The sequence below is a fragment of the Martinezella sp. CNPSo 3795 genome (assembly GCF_057784475.1).
The window spans coordinates 888,040-905,568 of record NZ_JBXSOQ010000001.1 but is presented as its reverse complement, the minus strand read 5'-3'; the positions used below and the strand labels follow the sequence as shown (position 1 = coordinate 905,568).

At 60.7% G+C, this 17,529-nt stretch carries 15 protein-coding genes; 5 read left to right on the top strand and 10 right to left on the bottom strand.

Annotation, left to right across the window (positions count from 1 at the left end; translation table 11 throughout):
* Positions 1-18: 18 nt before the first annotated feature.
* A complete protein-coding gene (locus AC13QY_RS04180; RefSeq protein WP_113353729.1) occupies positions 19-999 on the top strand; it encodes a zinc-binding dehydrogenase in 981 nt (326 codons plus the stop codon).
* A gap of 177 nt (positions 1,000-1,176) precedes the next feature.
* A complete protein-coding gene (locus tag AC13QY_RS04175) occupies positions 1,177-3,519 on the top strand; it encodes a heavy metal translocating P-type ATPase (protein WP_152095483.1) in 2,343 nt (780 codons plus the stop codon).
* A 60-nt stretch (positions 3,520-3,579) separates the two neighbouring features.
* Here the strand turns inward: AC13QY_RS04175 and AC13QY_RS04170 are convergent, their stop codons facing one another.
* A complete protein-coding gene (locus AC13QY_RS04170) occupies positions 3,580-4,374 on the bottom strand; it encodes an AraC family transcriptional regulator (protein ID WP_488492740.1) in 795 nt (264 codons plus the stop codon).
* Between the two features lie 118 nt (positions 4,375-4,492).
* Here AC13QY_RS04170 and AC13QY_RS04165 point away from each other — a divergent pair, with 118 nt between their 5' ends.
* Entirely contained in the window at positions 4,493-5,683 is a 1,191-nt protein-coding gene (locus AC13QY_RS04165; protein WP_113353726.1) for an FAD-dependent oxidoreductase, read from the top strand.
* A gap of 7 nt (positions 5,684-5,690) precedes the next feature.
* Positions 5,691-6,116, top strand: a complete 426-nt coding sequence (locus AC13QY_RS04160; protein WP_113353725.1) for a hypothetical protein — start codon at positions 5,691-5,693, stop codon at positions 6,114-6,116.
* 101 nt (positions 6,117-6,217) lie between these two features.
* Here AC13QY_RS04160 and AC13QY_RS04155 read toward each other — a convergent pair whose 3' ends face one another.
* The 8 genes from AC13QY_RS04155 to AC13QY_RS04120 all read right to left on the bottom strand — a co-directional run bounded on the left by AC13QY_RS04155 (position 6,218) and on the right by AC13QY_RS04120 (position 15,284).
* Entirely contained in the window at positions 6,218-7,258 is a 1,041-nt protein-coding gene (locus tag AC13QY_RS04155; protein ID WP_113353724.1) for an LLM class flavin-dependent oxidoreductase, read from the bottom strand.
* A 9-nt stretch (positions 7,259-7,267) separates the two neighbouring features.
* Positions 7,268-8,164 carry an ABC transporter substrate-binding protein gene (locus AC13QY_RS04150; RefSeq protein WP_113353723.1) on the bottom strand — a complete coding sequence of 299 codons (897 nt, stop codon included), beginning with the start codon at positions 8,162-8,164 and terminating at the stop codon, positions 7,268-7,270.
* 119 nt (positions 8,165-8,283) lie between these two features.
* Positions 8,284-9,228: an ABC transporter substrate-binding protein gene (locus tag AC13QY_RS04145; RefSeq protein ID WP_113353722.1), complete on the bottom strand. Its 945-nt coding sequence runs from the start codon at positions 9,226-9,228 to the stop codon at positions 8,284-8,286.
* 93 nt (positions 9,229-9,321) lie between these two features.
* Entirely contained in the window at positions 9,322-11,106 is a 1,785-nt protein-coding gene (locus tag AC13QY_RS04140) for an amino acid ABC transporter permease/ATP-binding protein (protein ID WP_113353721.1), read from the bottom strand.
* Between the two features lie 39 nt (positions 11,107-11,145).
* On the bottom strand, positions 11,146-11,694 hold the full coding sequence (locus tag AC13QY_RS04135; RefSeq protein ID WP_113353720.1) for a GNAT family N-acetyltransferase: 549 nt from the start codon (positions 11,692-11,694) through the stop codon (positions 11,146-11,148).
* 8 nt (positions 11,695-11,702) lie between these two features.
* Positions 11,703-12,902 (bottom strand): M20 aminoacylase family protein, encoded by a 1,200-nt coding sequence (locus AC13QY_RS04130; protein ID WP_113353719.1) that lies wholly within the window; start codon positions 12,900-12,902, stop codon positions 11,703-11,705.
* Between the two features lie 15 nt (positions 12,903-12,917).
* Positions 12,918-14,267 carry an LLM class flavin-dependent oxidoreductase gene (locus AC13QY_RS04125; protein WP_145634107.1) on the bottom strand — a complete coding sequence of 450 codons (1,350 nt, stop codon included), beginning with the start codon at positions 14,265-14,267 and terminating at the stop codon, positions 12,918-12,920.
* Between the two features lie 24 nt (positions 14,268-14,291).
* Complete coding sequence (locus AC13QY_RS04120) at positions 14,292-15,284, bottom strand: LLM class flavin-dependent oxidoreductase (RefSeq protein WP_113353734.1); 993 nt, start codon at positions 15,282-15,284, stop codon at positions 14,292-14,294.
* A gap of 376 nt (positions 15,285-15,660) precedes the next feature.
* Here AC13QY_RS04120 and AC13QY_RS04115 point away from each other — a divergent pair, with 376 nt between their 5' ends.
* The gene (locus AC13QY_RS04115; RefSeq protein ID WP_233789861.1) at positions 15,661-15,870 is read left to right on the top strand and encodes a hypothetical protein; all 210 of its coding nucleotides are present in this window, start codon (positions 15,661-15,663) and stop codon (positions 15,868-15,870) included.
* Between the two features lie 43 nt (positions 15,871-15,913).
* Here the strand turns inward: AC13QY_RS04115 and AC13QY_RS04110 are convergent, their stop codons facing one another.
* Positions 15,914-17,524, bottom strand: coding sequence for a DHA2 family efflux MFS transporter permease subunit (locus AC13QY_RS04110; RefSeq protein ID WP_113353716.1), 1,611 nt, complete (start codon positions 17,522-17,524; stop codon positions 15,914-15,916).
* Positions 17,525-17,529: the final 5 nt, after the last annotated feature.

Here is a 17,529-nt window from a genome sequence, read left to right as displayed (position 1 = left end):
ACACGCAAGGAAAATACAATGCGCAGTGCCATCCACGATGTCTTCGGCGATCCGGCTGCGGTCCTTTATCTGGCCGACATGCCCATGCCGGAGCCCGCCGCAGGAGACGTGCGCATTCGCACCATTCTCTCCCCCATCCACAATCACGACCTCTGGACCGTGCGCGGCGCCTATGGCTACAAGCCGGTTTTGCCTGCCATCGGCGGCAGCGAAGCGGTTGGCTTCGTCGATGCCGTGGGAGCAGGTGTCGACAAGACACTGATCGGCAAACGGGTCGTTGCAGCCGGCGTCCATGGCACCTGGGCAGAGCAATTCACGGCACCTGCGGCAAGCCTCGTTCCGGTACCGGACGTGATCTCCGACGAAGCCGCAGCACAACTGATCGCCATGCCGTTCAGCGCCATTTCGCTTCTGGAATCCCTCAATGTCGAGCGCGGCGACTGGATCATCCAGAATGCAGCGAATGGTGCTGTCGGCAAGACCCTGGCCATGCTGGCACACAGCCGCGGCATACACATGATCAATCTCGTTCGGCGCGACGGCGGTATCGATGAACTATCTGCATTCGGCATCGGCAATGCCGTCTCGACCGCCGCGCCAGATTGGAAGGCGAAGGTGCGCGCCATGGTCGGCGATGCACCGATCCGCGCGGCAGTCGATTCCGTCGGTGGTGTTGCGAGCAATGACCTGGCAGACCTGCTGGGCGAAAACGGCCTGTTGGTTTCCTTCGGCACCGCTGCCGGCAAGCCGATGCAGATCGCTTCTAGGGCCGTCATCTTCAAGCAGCTCACGATCAAGGGCTTCTGGGGCATCAAGGTCAGCGCCGCCATGCCGGCGGAAGAGCGGCGGCGGCTGATCAGCGAATTGATCACACGCGTCGCCTCAGGCGAGGTCAAGCTGCCGGTGGAAGCAGCCTATGACATCGCGGAGATCGCGGAAGCTGTGAAATCCTCGCTGGCGCCCGGCAAGACCGGCAAGGTCCTGCTGAAACTACTATAGGTCTCCCTGCGCCATGCCGTAAGCAGCCGCCGCAGGGAGCTGGGCGGCTTCACGGTATATGACTAGACCGATTGCAGCGCCTGCGAATGATTGCGCAAAAATTCGCAGAATTGCTCTTGTCCCTCTAGTTGCTAGAGGATGTACCGATGGTTCCAGCAGAAAATCTGGAACCGAAACATGACGTCGACAACACAACACAGCCGCTATCGCGTAGAGGGCATGGATTGCGCTTCATGCGCTGCGAAAATCGACACGGCCGTTCGCCGGTTGCAGGGTGTCGAGGATGTTTCCGTCTCGGTCACCGCAGGTATCATGACGGTCAAGCATCAGAGCGATCCGGACTTGCTGCCCAACATCGCAAAGCGGGTCACGGGACTGGGCTACAAAGTTTTCCCGCTGCCGCAAAGCAATGTCGCCGCACCAAAGGCCGAAGAGAGCGACCATGCCTGCGGCTGCGGGCACGATCATCATACGCACACGTCCGATCGCCACGACCATGCGGGGCATGATCATGACCACGATCACGGCAAACATGATCATGGCGCCGCCGGGCATCGACTTGATCACGCCGATCACAGCCGCGCTTCGGATGAGCACGATGCCTCGGTCGCCGGTCTTCACGGTCACGATCATGGATCGACCACGGGGCCATGGTGGAAATCCGCCAAGGGTCGCCTGACGATCGCAAGCGGCGTGGCACTCGCCGCCGCCTGGGGTGCCGGCAAGCTGATACCGGCCTGGGATATGTGGATCTTCACTGCCGCCATGCTTGTCGGCTTAGTACCGATCGCTCGGCGCGCCTTCATGGCCGCAAGGATGGGAACACCGTTCTCGATCGAGATGCTGATGACGATCGCGGCCATCGGCGCCGTCATCATCGGTGCCAGCGAAGAAGCCGCTGCCGTCGTCTTCCTCTTCCTGATCGGTGAATTGCTGGAAGGTGTCGCTGCCGGCAAGGCGCGCGCCAGCATTCAGTCTCTGACCGATCTGGTGCCTAAGACCGCTCTCCTTGAAGAGAATGGCAAAGCCCGCGAAGTGCAAGCCGAAAGCCTTGCCGTCGGTGCCATCATCCTGGTTCGCCCGGGCGACCGTATTCCGGCCGACGGCGTAATTCTTTCCGGCGAAAGCGCTATCGATGAGGCGCCGGTCACAGGCGAAAGCACGCCTGTGCGCAAGGGCGTGGATGCAACCGTCTTTGCGGGCACGGTCAACGGCGATGCAGCGCTGCGTGTTCGGGTAACGGCGGCAGCATCGGACAATACCATCGCCCGCGTCGTCAAACTTGTTGAGGAAGCGCAGGAGTCGAAGGCTCCGACGGAGCGTTTCATCGATCGCTTCTCTCGCTACTACACGCCTGGGGTCGTCGTTGTCGGCGCGCTCGTCGCAATTCTTCCGCCGTTACTTCTGGGCGGCAGCTGGAGCGAGTGGGTCTATAAGGGCCTTGCGATCCTGCTGATCGGCTGCCCCTGCGCCCTCGTCATTTCAACGCCGGCGGCAATTGCCGCTTCGCTCTCCTCCGGTGCCCGCCGCGGCCTGCTTCTGAAGGGCGGTGCCGTGCTTGAGAACATCGGCAAGGTCACCGCTATTGCCTTCGACAAGACCGGCACGCTGACTGAAGGCAAACCCAAGGTCACCGATATCGTCGGCCTCGGCATGAGCGATACGGACGTGCTGCGGCTGGCAGCCGCGCTCGAAACCGGCTCCAGCCACCCGCTCGCCCGCGCCATCCTCGACCGCGCGGCTGAAGCCGGAACGGATATCCCTCAGGTCATCGACGCCAGGGCGATCGGCGGCAAGGGTGTCAGCGGCACGGTCGATGGTTTGGACGTGTTCCTCGGATCGCCGCAGGCGGCCGCTGACCGCGCTTCATTGACCTCGGAGCACTCTGCCCGGATCGCCGCACTCAACGATGAAGGAAAGACGGTTTCCATCATCGTTGCCAAGGGTGCGGCAGCCGGCCTGCTCGCCATGCGCGACGAACCGCGCGCCGATACGGCAGCAGGCCTCAAGGCTCTCGCCGATGCGGGCATCAAGACGATCATGCTGACGGGCGACAATCAGCGCACGGCTGAGGCGATCGGCAAGACGCTCGGCATAGAGGTTCGCGCGCAATTGCTGCCCGAAGACAAGCAGCGGATCGTCGGCGATCTGAAGCGGCAAGGCTTTCACGTCGCTAAAGTTGGCGACGGCATCAACGACGCGCCTGCACTCGCAGCAGCCGATGTCGGGATTGCCATGGGTGGCGGCACCGACGTTGCGCTGGAGACGGCGGATGCCGCCGTGCTGCATGGCCGCGTCGGAGATGTCATCGAGATGATCGATCTTTCCAAGCGGACGATGAGCAATATCGGCCAGAACATCACCATCGCGCTCGGCCTGAAGGGCGTGTTCCTGGTCACCACGATCGTCGGCATCACCGGACTTTGGCCGGCGATCCTCGCCGATACCGGCGCAACCGTACTGGTGACCATGAATGCGCTGCGCCTGCTCGCCCTCCGGCCTCGCCGGATAGCCGCGTAGGCCATCTATGGGCGCCGATCGACAGGTCGGCGCCTTTTCCTGTTGTCGTTCAAGCGCGAATCAAGTTTTCCGGACGGAGAGGTAACGACGCGGCGATAGGCCGAATGCCCTTCTGAACATGGCGATGAAACTGCTGGCGCTCGCATATCCCAGGCTGTCCGCCACCTCGGCGATCGGCTTGCCCGCACTCAGATATTCAAGCGCAAGCAGCAAGCGCACCTGCTGCCGCCAATTGGCAAACGACATGCCAGTTTCGGCATTGAACAGCCGCCTGGCCGATCGCTCGGATACTCCCACCCGCAGCGCCAGCGCATGAAGGGTCTCCTCGCTGGCCGGTTCCCGCAGTACGGCTTCCGCGATGCGCAAAGCGCGCCGGTCCGCCGGCATAGGCAAATGCAGGCTTTCGCGCGGTGCGGCCCGAACCTCGTCCAGCAAAACGGCTGCCAGACGACGCTGCTGCGGCGAGAGCTTTTCCTCCCAGTGCCATGTCGCCGCGCGACGCACCAATGCCCGCAAAACCTCACTCACGCTCAGGACGCAGGGTGTCGATGGCAATCCGGCGCTGGCGTCCGGTGTCAGCAGGATACCCCAGCCGCTCAGCACGCCGTTGATCCCCGCTTTGTGCATGACACCTGGCGGAATCCAGCCCGCACGCTGCGGCGGCAATAGCCAGGAACCACCAGGTGTATCGACACGGACAAGCCCGCTTTCGATGCAGAAAAGCTGCCCGCGGCCATGCGCGTGCCAATCATATTCCTGAGTGCCTAAGCGGAACGCGCTGCCCGGTTCATCCGATCCCCAGAAGGCGATGAGCGGTGGCCCGTCGAGACGCTCGCCAATATCTTCGATGCCCATGTTCCGTTTGGCCGCTTTGCAACATTTAAAGACCGAATGTCGTTACCACGTCCCGGTCGTGGCACGCTATTCTTCCCTGACAAAATCGAAGTCGAATAGTGAACGGAATAGAAGGCCTATGCAGGACTTTCATGTCGTCATCATCGGCGCAGGCCTTGGAGGCCTGTGCCTTGCCCAGGGATTGAAGCGCGCCGGCATCCGTTTTGATGTCTACGAGCGCGATCCGGCAGCTGATAGCCGCTTGCAGGGCTATCGCATCCGAATCGATCAGAATGGACAACAGGCGCTGGAAGCCTGCCTTCTAAAGACTCAATTCGACCTCTTTCGAGCGACCGCCTCGACGAGCCCTCGATCCGCGTGCTTCCTGACGCCTCAGCTTCTGCCCGTTACCGGCCGCACGCCGACGAGCTGGGATACCGGCGAAAATGATGATGACGGCGATCTGAGTGTCAATCGCCTCACCCTTCGCGAAATCCTGTTGTCGGGGATTGAGGATCACGTTCATTTCGGCCATGCCCTTACGCGGTATCGCCGCATGGATGATGGGCGTGTCGAAGTGCATTTCGAAGGTGCCGCCTCGGTTTCCTGCGGCCTACTCGTCGGTTCAGATGGTGTGAACTCGCAGGTGCGACGCCAGTTGGCACCCTATGCCGAGCCGGTGGACACGGGCTCCATTTGTGTCTACGGCAAGAGCGAAATACCGCTGAGCGATGCCGCCGATCTGCTTGGAGACGGAACGACCGTGATCTTTGCCGATGGGTGCACGGCAATCTTCGATCTCATGCGGTTCGGCGATCACTTCCCGAAGCTTGCCGCCAGTCTCGCGCCCGATTGCAAGCTTACGCCGGTCGCCGATTACCTCTACTGGGCACTGATCGGCCCCCGCCAAAGGCTGGGACTGGAAACGTACGACCATACCCAGGATCTGCCTGTCTTGCTCAGAACCGCCATGCGCGGCTGGCATCCTGAATTGAAGCGGATCATCAGCCGGAGCAAGGCCGAAGCGGTAGCAGCGCTTCCCGTCAGAAGCGGACGCCCCGACGCCCTTTGGCCGTTCGGTGCCATCACGCTTCTGGGCGATGCAATCCACGCGATGAGCCCTGCCGGTGGCCTCGGCGCCAATACGGCTCTCGAAGATGCCCGCATGCTGGCGCAGATCCTGGCCGAAGCCGGAAAGGAGATTAAGACCACCTGCACAGCCCTGCTGGACTACGAGACCGATATGCGCGAGCGAGCGGCTTACGCCATCGCCTCGTCGCAACACGGCGCCGAGATGCTGTTTGCCGCCGTGACCGATAAGATCGCCTGAGACCGATATGACAATCGATACAACCAACTTCACCTTTCACGACGTTTCCCTTTGGCCGATCGTGCGCCAATCCGCTGTGGCTATCCAGCCAGGTTATTCGAAACAATGGGAGCGGGAGATGGACGCCCTGCTCGCTCTCTCGATGCCTTTCGTCGTGATCATGGAAGGCGACGAACACACCGAAGAGCACGAGGATCGCAAGGCCCGCGGCATTTGGCTGAAGAAGAACAAGACGGCGCTTGCTGCCGTTTGCAAGGCAGTCATTGGCATTGAGGCAAGCGCAATCAAGCGCGCCGCCATGCAGCTGCAGACGAACCTTGCAACGAAGGCATTCGGCATAAGAATGGAAATCGTTGCGTCTCAGAAGGAAGCCCTGCTTCTTGCTGAGCGAATTCTCGAAGGAACGGACGCCGCGACCTCTCTCGCCTGCTGACAGAGGCTGTAGCCCAAGCTCTTCAGGACAGAAGCGAACCGGATCGGACGGGCGTAGAACCCGTCGATCCGGGCATTACGGATGTGGGGTGGCCGTAGCCCTCAGGATGCGGATCGACGCAGAAGCGCGGTCTCCTTCCAGCCAAGCTCCGGAGCGACCAGCGTCACGAAGTCATGGATGATCTGCCGATATTCCTCATCATGAAATTCGTAGGGCAGCTCCAGCCGGAACTCGCTCACATGGGGCAGGATCGGGTCCTTGCGCAGGCGCTCCAGTATCTCATCCGATGAGCCGACGACATCGCGGGCGAAAAGCGTGCGTCGTTCGCCCTGAGGCGTAAGCGTGCGCTCATAGCGGCCAGCCGCATAGTCGGTGTAGCGTTTGCGGGTAATCGCATCTGCGCTGTCGAAAGGCACAATGACCCGGCCGAGCGCCACCCGCCTCGAATCACCTCCAGACGCGCGATAGGTTTCCAGCTGGCGCGATTGCGCTACGAAGAAATCGTCTGTCTGCTCCCCCGTGGTGACATTGCCGATCAGCAGATTGAAGCCGTTGCGGCCAGCCCATTCGGCAGACCGCAATGAGCCGCCGCCATACCAGATGCGATCGATCAGACCCTTCGCATAGGGCTGAAGCCGCGGACGCTGCGGGCCGAACGGCGTCTTGATGACCGTATCCTGATTGCCGAGATAGGCGCCCCTCAGATTGTCGGCAAAGCGCAGCACCCTCTGATGGGAGAAATCGTGGCTCTCCCAATCGCCATCGAAAGCAAGCGGCCCGATCAGATCCGCATGCAGCGGCCGACCAGCGCTCAAGCCGATATTCAATCGTCCGCGCGACAGCACATCCACAGTCGCCAGATCCTCGGCAAGCCGATACGGACTTTCGTAGCCGATGGGAATGACGGCGGTGCCAAGCTCGATGTGGCGCGTGCGCTGCGTTGCAGCCGCCAGAAAGGCACTCGCTGAGGAGATACCGGGCTCCAAATGCCGCTGGCGAACCCAGGCGCTGTTGAAACCCTTCTGCTCTCCGTATTCAAGCAATTGCAGGGTCTGTTCCAGGCCGGCGAGCGGATCCTCATCCGGATAGTTTCCCGGCGTCAGAAAGCCGATATGGCTGATCGATGGGGCTTGGCGGCTCATGCTGTCTCCTCAAAATTTCGGCAGGCCCGGCGGATTGGTTTCCGACTTCGGCAAGGCTTCTTCGGCAAGGTGCCAATGGTCGAGGATTTTGGCGTAGGTGCCATCCTTGATCAGTCCATTCGTTGCGATGGTGAGTGGCGCCGCGAGACCGCTGCCCTTGCGCGTGGTGATCGCGACATCCGAGCGATCCGGCCAGCCGGCGCTCAGTGTGCCCACGCGCTTGATGTTCTTGTCGCGAGCGGCGATGTAGACCAGCTGGGCGTGCGGCTGCACGATGACATCGGCGCGCCCCGAGCGGAGGGCCAGAAGGCTCGCCGCCTCGTCGTCGTAATATTGCAGCTCGATCGGCTTCAGACCGGCTTTGACATCCTCATCGCTCCATTTCAGCAGGATGCGCTCCTGGTTCGTGCCGGCCCCGACGATGATGCGCAGCCCGGCAGCATCCTTCGGCTCCTTGATACCACTGATCTTGCTGTCGCTCTTGACGAAGAAACCGTGCAGGCCCTGTCGATAGGTGGAGAAATCGAACTTCTCCTTGCGCTGCTCGGTGACACCGACGTTGGAGATGACGGCATCATATTTGCCTGAGGTCAGCCCAAGCGGCCAGTCAATCCAGGCGACCGGGACAAGCTCGAGCTTCAGTCCGAGCGCATCGGCGACGGCATAGGCATAATCGGGATCGGCACCGACGACAGTCTTGGCATCCGTCGCGTAGGTCGCCAGCGGCGGGCCGCCTGGCGCGACCGCCACGGTGAATGTGCCTGGTGTGACGAACTTGAAATCCTTTGGGATAGCGGCAATCGCCGCTTCGTTTTTCGCCGCGTGAAGACGTCCCGGCTGTTCCGGGCTCAGATCGAAATCTTCGGCTGCCATTGCCGGAGTAAGACCGGTCAAGGTAAGCGCCATGGCGGCTGCTATCACAGTTTTGAACGTAATGCGGATAGTCACGGAACCTGTCTCTCCATTTGAGATGGATGGGAGCGGACCGGCGTGAGCCCCACTGACGCCGGTCCGCCCGACCAACATTACGAGCCGCTCTTCGGCAGGCCCGCAGGGTTGGTCTTGGATTGATCGACCGCTTCGGCAGTGAGGCTCCAGCGCTTCAGCACTTCGCCATACTTGCCGTTCTTGATCAGATCGTTGAGCGCGAGCGTGACGGCATCGGCAAGGCCAGCGCCTTTTTTCGTCGTCACGGCGATTTCGGCCGTCAGCGGCCAACCGCCGGAGACGGTGCCGACAAGCTTCCTTGTGCCGTTGATGGCGGCCTTATAGGCCTGTGTCGCATTCGGATTGAACTCGACATCGGCACGGCCGGACTGCAAAGCAAGATCGGCGGCGGCGCGATCATCGTAATACTGTACCTCGATAGGTTTCAGGCCGGCTGCCACATTCTGCCGGTCCCATTCCAGAATGATCTTCTCCTGGTTGGTACCGGCGCCGGTAATGACCTTCAGGCCAGCGACATCCTTGGGCTCCTTGATCGAGGTGATCTTGCTGTCGGCCTTCACATAGAAGCCGAGCACGTCCCTGCGATAAGTCGAGAAATCGAACTTCAGCTTGCGCTCTTCCGTGACCGTCACGTTGGAAATGACGGCATCATATTTCCCGGAGGAGACGCCGAGCGGCCAATCCTCCCAGGCGACCGGCACCAGCTCGAGCTGCAGGCCGAGGGAGTCTGCAAGCAGTTGCGCGATATCCGGATCAGCGCCTACGACGGTCTTGGCGTCAGTCGCATAGGTGGCGATCGGCGGATCCCATGGGTTGATCGCGACCGTGAACTTGCCGGGATTGACGAACTTGAAGCCCGGCGCAATCGCCTTGATTGCTGCCTCGTCCTTCTGGGCGCGAACGCGATTGGAGGTATCCGGGCTCAGGTTGAACTTTTCGGCCGCAATCGTCGGCGTCCCACTCATCGCTGCCACCGTCAGCACGCCGGCAACGATATATTTTGCTCTCTCAATGAATGCCATTTCCCTTCTCCTTTTTCAATTCTAAGTTGTTATTGTTGTTACAATGATCAGGACGCCCGTTGCGTCAGAGCGTCAAATGCCTACCTGCGACTGCTAGAGAACCTTGGCGAGAAAAGCGCGCGTACGCGGATGTCTCGCATCGTTGAGGATCTGCGTTGGCGAGCCGGCTTCGATAACGTGGCCGCCCTCCATAAAGACGATGCTATCGGCGACCTCGCGGGCAAAGCCAATCTCGTGGGTGACGATGACGAGCGTCGTGCCGGTGCGGGCAAGCTCCTTGATCACATCGAGCACTTCGCCGACGAGCTCAGGATCGAGTGCGGAGGTTGGCTCATCGAAGAGAAGAACCTTCGGCCGCAGTGCCAGCGCGCGAGCGATGGCGACACGCTGCTGCTGGCCACCGGAGAGCTGGCGGGGATAGGCGTCGATCTTGTCGCTGAGACCCACGCGGGCGAGAAGCTCCTGCGCAAAGACAGTCGCTTCGTCGCGACTCACCCCGCGCACCTGGATCGGTGCCTCGATAATGTTTTCTAAAACAGTGAGATGCGGGAACAAGTTAAAGTTTTGAAAGACCATACCGATGTCGGTCCGGCGCTTCAGAATGTCCTTTTCCTTGAGCTCATAGAGCACCTCGCCCTTCTGTGTGTAACCGACAAGCTCGCCGTCGACGGAAATGAAGCCGCTGTCGACGCGTTCCAGATGATTGATGGCGCGCAGCAGCGTCGATTTTCCCGAGCCCGACGGGCCGATAATGGCTGTGACGCTGCCGGCCGGCAGGTTGAGCTCGATATCGTCCAGGACCTTCAGCGTGCCGAAGCTCTTCGAAATGCCGTGGATGCGCACAGCACCACCCTTAGCACGAAGATCCGTCACGCTCCGAAAAGCGGCGAGTGTCGCGGTGTCCGATCTGGTGTCTGCCGCGGCGGCAGGCAGTGGCCGCTGGAAGCGGCGGAAGAATGCCTGGAATGGCAAGGGCGTCGGATTGCGCACCGCACCCTTGGAGAAATAGCGCTCGATATAATGCTGCGCGATCGACAGCACCGTCATGATGACGAGATACCAGACGGTCGCCACCATCAGGAGCGGAATGACTTCCAGATTGCGGCGATAGATGACCTGCACCGTGTAGAAGAGTTCCGGCAGGGCGAGCACATAGACCATGGAGGTGCTCTTCGCGAGGCCGATGATCTCGTTGAAACCAGTGGGCAGGATGGAGCGCATCGCCTGCGGCAGGACGATGCGGAACGCCTGGCGGCGACGAGACAGGCCGAGGGATGCAGCCGCTTCCAACTGGCCTTGATCGACCGACAGAATGCCGCCACGCACGATTTCAGCAAAGAAAGCAGATTGGTTCAGCGTCAGTCCGAGAAAGGCCGCGGCAAACGGCGTCAGCAGCTGTGTGGTCGGATAATCGAACAGAACCTTGTCGGTGAACGGAACGCCGATGCTAATGGTTTCATAGAGATAGCCGAGATTGTTGAGAACCAGCAGCAGCACGATCATCGGGATCGAACGCAACAGCCAGATATAGCCCCAGGAGAGGCTTGCAAGCAGCGGCGACTTCGATACGCGCGCCAACGCCAAGGCCGTTCCCAGAATGGACCCCGACACCGCCGCAAGCGCCGTCAGCAGCAACGTCCTGCCAAGACCAACCAGCACCGGCTCCGCAAAGAACCACTCGGCGAATACACCCCAGCCCCAGCGCGGATTGGTGAAGGTGGAATAAAGGACGACCGCTATGACGAGTGCGGCAAATATCGTGCCCGCCGTACGTCCAGGGTGCCTCGCGGGCACGATGCGGTAACGCGAATAGTCAGTCTTCGTCTCGGCGGCTCCAGTATCTCGATCGACACCCGCAAAATCCGTCGTCAGCGCCATGATGCTTACCCCTTATGATTGTCGTTGATCCGCCATGCGTTACCGGCCGGCGGCCGCCAAGCGTTGCTGCGAGCCCGAGGTTTCGGCGATATAGGCCAGAGCCAAATGGCTGATATCCTTCTCGAAAGGCAGGCTCTTGTAGACTTCCGGATCGACGGAGGTATCGAACAGGGCTGTGTAGCCGTTGTTGAGATAAAGACCGACCGCCTCGGGTTGGCGAAAGCCTGTCGTCAGGTAGATGCGACGATAGCCCTGTCGCGCCGCCTGGGCCTCCAGTTCGACCAGAAGCCTACGCGCCAATCCCTGACGACGAAGATCGCGCCGCGTCCAAATCCGTTTGAATTCGGCGGTTTGGTCGTCATAGTGCTTGAAAGCGCCACCGCCGATCGTCTCCCCGTTTCGGAGCAAGAGCAGAAAATTGCCCTGCGGCGGCGCGAAGGCCTCCGGCGGATAGCGGTTGAGTTCGGCAATCGCCCCTTCAGCATTGAAATAGTTGCCGTACCGGCTGTCGTACTCATGGATCAGCTCGTCGATCAGCGGCTTGGCGCGCGGGTCCAATGTGGTCGTATAAAGAAACGTGTCGCTCATGTCGTTCGTCACCCGTTGTCATTCGCGAGGAAAGCTTCGGCGAGCCGCACCCAGTAGCGGGCTGCCGGCGCGATGATGGCGTCGTTGAAATCGTAGCGGGCGCTATGCAGCGGTGCGCTGTCGCCATTGCCGACAAAGAGGTAGCTCCCGGGCTTGGCCTGCAGCAGGAAAGCAAAGTCTTCGCTCGCCGTCCGCGGCCGGAAATCCGCCTCGACGGCAGCACTTCCAAGCGCCTGCATGGCAACATTGCGGGCGAATTCTGTCTCTTCGGCATGATTGACGAGTGCAGGAAAACCGAGACGGTAATCGACTTCAGCCACAGCGCCGAAGCTCTCCGCCTGCGCGCGCGCCAGTGCGGGAATTCGCTCCTGCAATCTGGCTCGGACGGTCTCATTGTAGGCGCGCATGGTCAGCTTCATCTCCACGCTTTCCGGGATGACGTTCGAAGCCGAACCGGCATGAATGGAGCCGACCGTTGCGACCGCCATTTCCTGAGGATCGATATTGCGCGAGACGACGCTTTGCAGAGCAGTAATGAATGAAGCCGAAGCCAACACCGGATCGACGGCACGATGCGGCTCGGCACCATGTCCGCCCTTTCCGACGATGTTGATGACCGCCTTGTCGACGGAAGCCATCGCCGGGCCGGCAACAAAACCGAACTGCCCCGTCGGCACGCCGGGCCAATTGTGCAGTCCGAAGACCGCATCGACCGGAAACCGATCGAAAAGTCCTTCCGAGAGCATCTTGCGCGCGCCGGCGCCAATTTCCTCGGCCGGCTGGAAGATCAACCGCAGCGTGCCGCTGAAATTGGCGCTTTCTGCAAGGTAACGAGCAGCAGCGAGCAGGATCGATGTATGTCCGTCGTGGCCGCAGGCGTGCATGACGCCGGGATTGCTGCTGGCATAGTCAAGCCCGGTTGCTTCTTCAATGGGCAGCGCATCCATATCGGCACGGATGCCCAGGCTGCGCTGCCCATCGCCCCGCTTAAGGGTTGCGACGACGCCGGTCCCGGCTATGCCCGTTGCTACCTCGTAACCCCAGTCGGCAAGCAACGAAGCGACCTTCTTGGATGTGCGGTGCTCCTGAAAGGCGAGTTCGGGATATTGATGCAGGTCATGTCTCAGCGCGATGATCTCGTCGAGGTAGGCGGCAATCCCTGTTTCGATTTGATCGGTGACCAAAGCGGGCTTGATGATAGCGTTCATGATGATCGTCCTGGCTCAGGCGCCGACGGCCTTTGCGGGTGTAATGTTCGAAGCCTCTGTCGCGTAACGGCTCTCGCGATACGGCAAGCCCAGATGATCTCGCAGCGTCTCCCCCTTCAACGCCGGGTCGAAATAGCCGCGCTCGGTCAGGATCGGCAGGACATGCCTGGAGAAGTCGTCGAAGCCTTCACCGATCACCGGGAAACCGAGGATGAAGCCATCCGCGCCTTCTTCATCCACCCAGCGGATGATCTCATTGGCGATGTGCTCGGCCGTGCCGATGAAGGAGGTTCGCGGCGTGGCAGCATCGAGCGCCACCTCACGCAAGGTGAGCCCCTTCTCCCGCGCGGTCTTCTTGATGCGGTCGGTCGTGGCACGGAAGTTGTTGCGGCCGATATCGCCGAGATCGGGGAACGGCTCATCCAGAGGATGGGCGCTGAAATCGTGGTGATCGAAGAAGCGGCCGAGATAGGCCAGTGCCTCCTCGATGGTGACGAGATTGCGGATCGCCTGGTACTTGGCCTCCGCCTCCTCCTGCGTCGCGCCGACGATCGGCCCGATGCCCGGGAAGATGCCGACATCCGCGGCACTGCGGCCATGTGCGATCGCGCTCTGCTTCACCTGCTTATAGAAGGTCTTCGCGTCTTCCAGCGGTCCGCCATTGGTGAAGACGGCATCGGCGTGCTTGCCCGCTAGCCGGATACCGGAATCGGAGGCACCGGCCTGGAACACCACCGGCTGCCCCTGCTTGGAGCGGCCGATATTGAGAGGGCCTTCGATGCGGAAGAACCGGCCTTTGTGATTCAGGCGGTGTAGCTTGGATTTGTCGGCATAAACACCGCTTTCACGGTCGCGCACGAAGGCATCGTCATCCCAGGAATCCCATAACCCCTTGATCGCATCGAGATACTCGTCGGCAATCTCGTATCGCAGCTCGTGCTCGGGATGTTCGCGGCTATAGTTGCGGCCAGAGCCTTCGAGCGGAGACGTCACGGCATTCCAGCCGGCGCGGCCCCCGCTGATGAGATCGAGCGAGGCAAATTGCCGGGCGATGGTGAAGGGATCGCTATAGGATGTCGAAACCGTGCCCACGAGGCCGAGCTTCGTCGTAAAGGCGGCAAGTGCCGACAGGATGGTCAGCGGCTCGAAGCGATTGAGGAAATGCGGGATCGACTGCTCGTTGATATAGAGTCCGTCCGCGACGAAAGCGAAGGCGATACCGGCCTCTTCGGCCTTGCGGGCTGTCTTGACGAAGAAGTTCAGATTGGTGCTGGCATCGGCCGGAACGCTCGGATGCTTCCAGGCATTCATGTGGCCGCCAGGGCCTTGCAGCATGATACCGAAGGTAACGTGTTTTTGAGCCATGATGATCCTCCTGGGACAGGCCGTTCAGGCAACAAGGGAAAGGCGCTCTTTGGCGAGCAATTCTATGGAGTTGAGGCGTTCGGCCGCCGTCAGCGCCGGCGTGTCGAGCACGAACTCCTCGACGCCGTAGCGGCGATGAAGCGCGTCGAGCTCGCCGCGGATCTGCGCCGCCGTGCCATGCAACACGCTCGGCACCTTCTCTTCGGTCCGGAACTCCGAGAAGCCGGCCTGCCGCGCAAATTCCGCCGCCTGCTCCTGCGTGCCGACATTGACGCTCTGGCCGTTGGGCAGGAAGAGCTTGACGATGCGCAGTTGCCCAACGCGCTCACGGGCATGGGCTTCGCTTTCGGCAGCAAAGGCTGCGAGCGCCAGGATCGGCACCTTGCCGCCCGTCGCATTCCCGTAGGCCTCGAAGGTATTGCGCAGATTTTCCGGATCGCCGTTCAGATGGCCGGCAAACACCAGCCGCCAGCCCTTCTCCGCGGCGAGCTTCGCGCTCTCCACGCTGGCGCCAAGGAGGAAGCGCTCCGGCGCACGCGGCGGAAAAGGCGTCGCCAGCGCGCCAACGGAATGAGGGTCGGCCGCGAGATAGGTGTTGATGTCGGAAAGCTGCTCGGCGAAGTCCGGCTTCTTCTCAGGATCGAAGGCACGCTGCAATGCGCGGGTGGAGAGCGGGAAACCGCCCGGCGCCTTGCCTACACCCAGATCGACGCGTCCCGGCGCCAGCGACGCCAGGAGATTGAAAGTTTCTGCGACCTTATAGGCGCTGTAATGCTGCAGCATGACGCCGCCGGAACCGACACGGATCCTCGAAGTCCGGGCAAGAAGATGAGCGATCAGGACTTCCGGAGCCGAACTTGCGAGATTCGCCATATTGTGATGCTCGGCAACCCAGAAGCGATGATAGCCGAGTTCCTCGGCCCGGATGGCCAAGCGAGCCGTGGCGCCGAGCGCATCGGTGGCGCTAAGCCCCTGTTCGATCGGGCTCTTGTCAAGAAGACTGAGAAGATAAGTCATGCCGTTCATCCATGTTTGCGCCCAATGCCGATCATGGAGCGCTATAGTCTATAAAAAACATAGATTTTAAGTTATTTAAGAAACAGCTTTCTTTTTCTTTCCCCGGATGCGGAAAAAATCAGCAGCGACCAAAATCGGTGGATGGGTGCAGATGCAGGTTCCAATGACGAGATCGAACGCCTGTTGAGACTACGCCTGCTCAGAGGAGAGCACAGCGTCGAGCCGTTAAACCCCGCGGATCACCGTTCATTTTGACCGGCTGTTACGCCTCTCACGACGCAAAGAGGGCGCAATCGAGAGCGATTGAACGCAATAGATTGCCAAAACCCGCAAATCAGTTCACCTTTTACCTATGCCCGATATCGCACGACCATTCGTGACCGATGATGATCCCGACCGGGACATCCGCTGCCAGGACGCGCTGCAAGCCGCTTTTCGAGAGTTGCTGAGTGCCGCGATCCTGGCGGGATGGTCGGAGCGTGAAGTCGCCTTGGCGATTGCTGAGCTCGCGGACAAGCATTTGCTCTCGCTTGAGACCCATGACAACACTGACGCCCTCATCGCATTGTTGCGGCGAATGACCTAATGAGCCAACCGTCCACCTGCGGGAGGATCGATCGTTACAGTACTCAATGTATGCCGCCGCCGCCACCCTCCTTGAGATCGACATTGCTCAGGATCAGCGCAAGCGGAATGGCGCAGAGCACGACCAGCATCAGCACATGGAATACATCGATATAGGCGAGGAAGCTCGCCTGGGTCTGCACCTGCTGCCCTATCCAGGCCGTCGCCTGCGCCTGGGCATCCGCCATGGTTGCACCTTTCTCGGCAAAATAACGCGTCATGGTTCGCAGTGTCTCCTGATAGGCCGGTGAGGGAGGCGTGACATGCTCCACCAGGCGGCTCTGGTGCCACTGCTCCCGATGCGCCAGGACATTTGACGCGATACAAACGCCGATGGAGCCGCCGATGTTGCGCGCAGCATTGATCATGGCCGACGCCTGATTGGTCTGTTCAGGCCTCAAACCGTAGTAGGAGGCAGAGGTGATGGGGATGAAGATCAGCGGCAGGCCGAGCCCGATATAGAGACGAGACCAGACGAAGAAGCCGAAGTTCAGGCCGGGATAGAGCCGCGTCAGCTGCCACATGGACATCGCAATGATCGCCGCACCTATGGCGATCAGATACTTCGGCTGAACCAAGGAATTCACCCGGCCGGCAACGAACATCATGACCATGGTCACAAGCCCGCCTGGCGAAAGTGCGAGCCCAGCCCAGGTCGCCGTATATCCGTAGTTCTGCTGCACGACCTCAGGGATGAACTGCGTCGTCGCAATCAGGATTGCGCCGGTTGCCATCATCACGATGAAACAGGAACCGAATTGCCGGGTGCCGAGCAGCCACCCGTCGATGATCGGGTTAGCCTTAGTCAGAACCCACGGTATGGCCGCCAGGAAGGCGAGAATGCATATGACTACCATGACGATGATGAAGTCGGAGCCGAACCAGTCATCGGTCTGCCCCCGATCCAGGATGAGTTCCAGAGAGCCGAGAAAGGTTGCCACCAGCAGAAAGCCGATGAGATCGAAACGCACGCCCTTCCGGCGGAATTCCTCGCGCATATTCCTCGTTTTCGGAGTCTCCTTCAACAGCACATAGACGAGCACGAAGGCGAATATGCCGACGGGACCATTGATGAGGAAGCACCAGTGCCAGGAGAGGTTGTCGGAGAGATAACCGCCTAAGGTCGGTCCGATGACCGGCGCGACGACCACGGCGACACCGAAGAGCGCAAAAGCCTGACCACGTTTTGCCGGCGGGAAGGCATCGGCAAGGATCGCCTGTGAGGTCGGCACCATGCCGCCGCCGGCAAAACCCTGTATAACGCGGAAAATCAACAGCGCCTGGAGATTCCACGATAGACCGCACAGAACGGAAGCGATCGTGAATGTCACCAGGCATAGGAGATAGAACCGACGGCGTCCGAACCGTTCGGCGAAATAGCTGCTGGCAACCAGCACGATGGCGTTGGAAACGAGATAGGTCGTGACCACCCAGGAGGCTTCGTCGGAGCTGACGGCAAGGCCGCCTGAAATGTAGCGCAGCGCCACGTTGGCAATCGTGGTGTCGAGCACTTCCATGAAGGTTGCCAGCGACACCACCATGGCTATCAGCCAGGGATTCGTGACTTGCGCGGATGATGCTTCTCTTCCGCCCGCCGCTGCGCCTGCACCGCTCATCTCGC